Genomic DNA, 3,790 nt, shown 5'->3' with positions numbered 1-3,790 from the left:
CGTCGGCCGGTGGCCAGGGCACGCCGGACCCGCGCGGCCGACAGCGGTGATCTCATGCGGCACACGGTACCGGCCGGACCCTCGAGCGTTGCCTGAGATCCGCCGTACGTCCGTCCGGTTGCTCCGATCGGCGCGCGAGTCCGATCGACCGCGCAAGGTCCAGCACATCCCAGCGAGATGAATTCGGATCGCGTGAATTCACACGTAATCCCGTAAACCGCATCCGATGCATGCATGAGGCGCGGCTCGCGGAACCCTGCGTGCCGACAAAGTCAACGAACCGTGACATCGCCCGAAGTGACGCGAAGCCGACTCAGCGACCGCGGTCACACCCCCACACAGGTCGACTAGTTTTCCGGTCCGGTGTACGGGACTTGCATCGGCGACCCCGCCCACCGGACGAGTCCCCCGCCGTCGCCGGAGGAGACAGACCATGATCTTCCCCGCGCCGCGGGTCCGTCGACGGCCCTCCGTACCGGGCCGTGTCCTGCCCCTGCTGCTCGTGGCGGCCCTGCTGGCCCCGGTGGGGCTGCTCTTCGCGCAGACGCACCGGCTGACCGGGGACGACCGCGACCTGGCGAGCCGGGAACGGCTCGGCGTGCGGTACCTGCGCGCCCTCGGCCCGGTCACCGACGCGCTGGTGGACGCCCAGGCCGCCGCGGTCGCCGGCCGACCGGTCCCCCGCGACGCGCTGACCGCCGCGGTCGAGCAGGCGGCCACCGTGGACAGTGCGATCGGGGACGACCTGCGCAGCCACGAACGCTGGACCGGGCTGCGCGCCAAGTTGGAGGCGCTGCCCGACCGGGGGCTCAGCGACCCCGACGCGGCCTTCACCGCGTACGGCGAGGTCACCGACCTGCTGCTCGCGCTGCACCACAAGATCCGGGACGGCTCGGGGCTGATCCGCGACCCGCGGTCCGACTCCTTCTTCCTCCAGGACGTCATCGGCCGCGACCTGCCCGAGGCCGTGGTCGGGGCCGGCCGGCTCGCCGACCTGACCGCCCTCGCCGCGCAGCGCCCGCCCGCCGAACGCCCGAAGACCCTCGCCGAACTGGCCGCCGTCCGGGTGGCCGCCCTCGGACCGGCCACCGACCTGGTCGCCGGCCTGCGGGCCGCGGTGGACAGCTCGGAGAGCACCGACCTGGGACCGAACGTGCTCACCCCGCTGGACACCTACCAGCGCTCCGTCGAGGCGCTCGCCGCGCTCTCCGCGCCGATCGGCACGGCGGGCACCGGACCGATCGGCCCCGCCCAGGTGGCCGCCGCCCGCCTCAACGCGCAGTCCGCCGCCAGGGAGCTCCAGCCGATCATCCTGGACCAGCTCGACGCCCTGCTGACGGCGCGGATCGACCGGCTCGACCGGGACCGCCTGCTGGCCGTCGCCGCCGCCGCGCTCGCCGCCCTGCTGGTCGTCGTCGTCCTGGCCGGGATGCTGGCCGGCGCTGTCCGGACCCGCCGGCGCGCCGCCGACGAGCGGCGGGCGCGGGAGGACTCCGGGGCGCTGCCGTCGTGGCAGCCGCCGGCCGAGCCACGCCAGCTCCAACCGGTCGGATCGGGGCGGCCCGACGAACCCGAGCGGTGGGGGCCCTTCGATGCTGCTCGATAGGCTCCGGATCCGGGGCAAGCTCGCCCTGCTGGTGATCATTCCGCTGCTCAGCATGGCCGGACTTGCCGTGCCGGTGGTGGTCGACCAGGTCACCGCCGCCCAGCGGGCCGGCGACACCGCCGCCACCGTCCGGGTCGCGAGCCGGATCGGCAGCCTGGTCCAGGACCTCCAGCAGGAGCGGCTGCTCTCGGTCGGCCTGCTGCTCGGCCGGGCGACCCGAACCGAGCTGATCCAGAAGTCGACCGCCGTCGACGACCGGGTCGCCGACCTGCGGGCCGAGCGGCTCCCGGACCGGGTAGCCGGCGCCCTCGACGGCGTACGCAGGCTGGCCGACCTGCGCACCGCCGTGCTGGCCGGGCAGGCGACGCCGACGCAGATCATGGACGCCTTCGGACCGGTCGACCTGGCGCTGATCGAGGCGCTGCGGCTGCCGTTCCAGGTGGACACCACCACCTCGGCCGGGCGGCAGGTGCTGGCGCTGGACGCGCTGCTCCGGGCCGACGAGGGGCTGGGCGCCTGCGCGACCCTGATCGTGCTGGTGAAGGCGACCGGCGACCCGCAGGTGTCCGCCGCGTACATCGCCTGCATGTCCGCGCTCCAGGTGGACAACCAGCGATTCCGCGGCCTGATCACCGCCGAGCAGTACAAGCTGGCGATGCTGGACGACGCGGCGGTGGCGGCCCGGACCAGCCCCACCTTCCTGGTGGACAGCGTCAAGGACCCGGTGGCGGCGATCGCCGCGGTGCCGCTGGACGCCCTCTTCCCGTCGGTCCGCTCGATGATCACCCTCGGCCAGTTCGTGGAGAAGAAGATCGTGGCGGACGTCATTGCCGAGACCGCCACCGACCAGCGCGACGCGCTCACCGCGGCCTGGCTGGTCGGCGGGGCGGCCACCCTGATCCTGCTGCTCGTGGTGCTGCTCAGCATGGCCGTCGCGCGGACCGTGGCCCGACCGTTGACCCGCCTCACCCGCTCCGCCGACCGGGTCGCCCGGGTCGCCGAGGCCGAGCTGGTCCGGGTGGTCGACGACGAGTCCGAGACCGGCCAACCGGTCCGGCTCGACCCGGTCGACGTCCGGGCCCGGGACGAGATCGGTGACCTGGCCCGCGCCTTCGAACGGGTGCAGAACACCGCCGCCCGGCTGGTCGAACGGCAGGTGGCCGGCCGGCGCAACGTGGCGCAGATGTTCGGCCACGTCGGCCGGCGTACGCAGAACCTGGTCGGCCGGCAGATCGCGCTGATCGACCGGCTGGAACGGCAGGAGACCGACCCGGGGCGGCTGGAGCACCTGTACCGGCTCGACCACATCTCCAGCCGGCTGCGCCGCAACGCCGGCAGCCTGGTCGTGCTCTCCGGCGCGGCCGGGACGGACGGGCACGTGGCCCCGGTGCAGCTCGCCGACGTGGTCCGCCTGGCCCTCGGCGAGATCGAGGACTACCCCCGGGTCGACGTGCACGTCCCGCCCGGGGTGTCGGCGGCGCCCGCCGCCGTCGGCGACCTGGTGCTCGCGCTGGCCGAGCTGATGGAGAACGCCACCGTCTTCTCCCCGCCGCACACCCGGGTCGCGGTGGCCGGCGAACCGACCGACGGCGGGGCGCGGCTGATCGTGGTGGACCGGGGCATCGGCATGACCGAGGAACGGCTCGCCGAGGAGAACGCCCGGCTCACCCGGCGGGAACGGCTCGACCTGGCCCCGACCGAAGTGCTCGGGCTCTTCGTGGTCGGCCGGCTGGCCCGCCGGCACGGCTGGACCGTCGACCTCGCGCCGACCGCGGGCGGCGGATTGACCGCCCGGCTGGAGATCCCCGCCGCGCTGCTGGTGATCCGGCGGCCCGACCGGGCCGGCGCCACGGTCGCCCGGGCCGCCGTACCGAGCCGGGACCGGCGGGGGCTCGGCGAACCGGCCCGCCCACATCGGGCGCTCACCGCCGCCGGGGTCCCGGCGGCCGTCGAGGACCACCCGGGTGTCGACCCGATGCTGCTCAGAGCCACCCGCAGCCTGGAGACCGCCGGGTCCTGGAACGCCTTCGGCGCCGCGACCGAGCCGGTCGACGGGCCCTTCGTCGGCACGGGGTTCGCCGCCCCCGAGGTGGTCGCCGGGCCACCGAGCCCCGCCGCGCCACCCGCCGGGTCCGTGGCCGGTGTGGCGGCGGCCGGCGTACGGCCGGTGATCCGCCAGCGGGT

At 75.0% G+C, this 3,790-nt stretch carries 2 protein-coding genes; both read left to right on the top strand.

Annotated elements, in window-relative coordinates; all coding sequences use genetic code 11:
* Positions 1 to 433 precede the first annotated feature (433 nt).
* Positions 434 to 1,606, top strand: coding sequence for a hypothetical protein (locus tag JNW87_RS36050; RefSeq protein WP_238455245.1), 1,173 nt, complete (start codon positions 434 to 436; stop codon positions 1,604 to 1,606).
* Positions 1,593 to 3,790 (top strand): nitrate- and nitrite sensing domain-containing protein (locus tag JNW87_RS36045; protein WP_238455244.1); only part of this gene is annotated, 2,198 nt, incomplete at its 3' end. The genes JNW87_RS36050 and JNW87_RS36045, both read left to right, overlap by 14 nt.

The sequence above is a fragment of the Micromonospora sp. ATA51 genome (assembly GCF_016802855.1).
In the GTDB taxonomy this organism is placed as follows: Bacteria; Actinomycetota; Actinomycetes; order Mycobacteriales; family Micromonosporaceae; genus Micromonospora; species Micromonospora sicca.
Note: the sequence above shows the minus strand (reverse complement) of the source record. Positions and strands in the feature narration are given on the sequence as shown.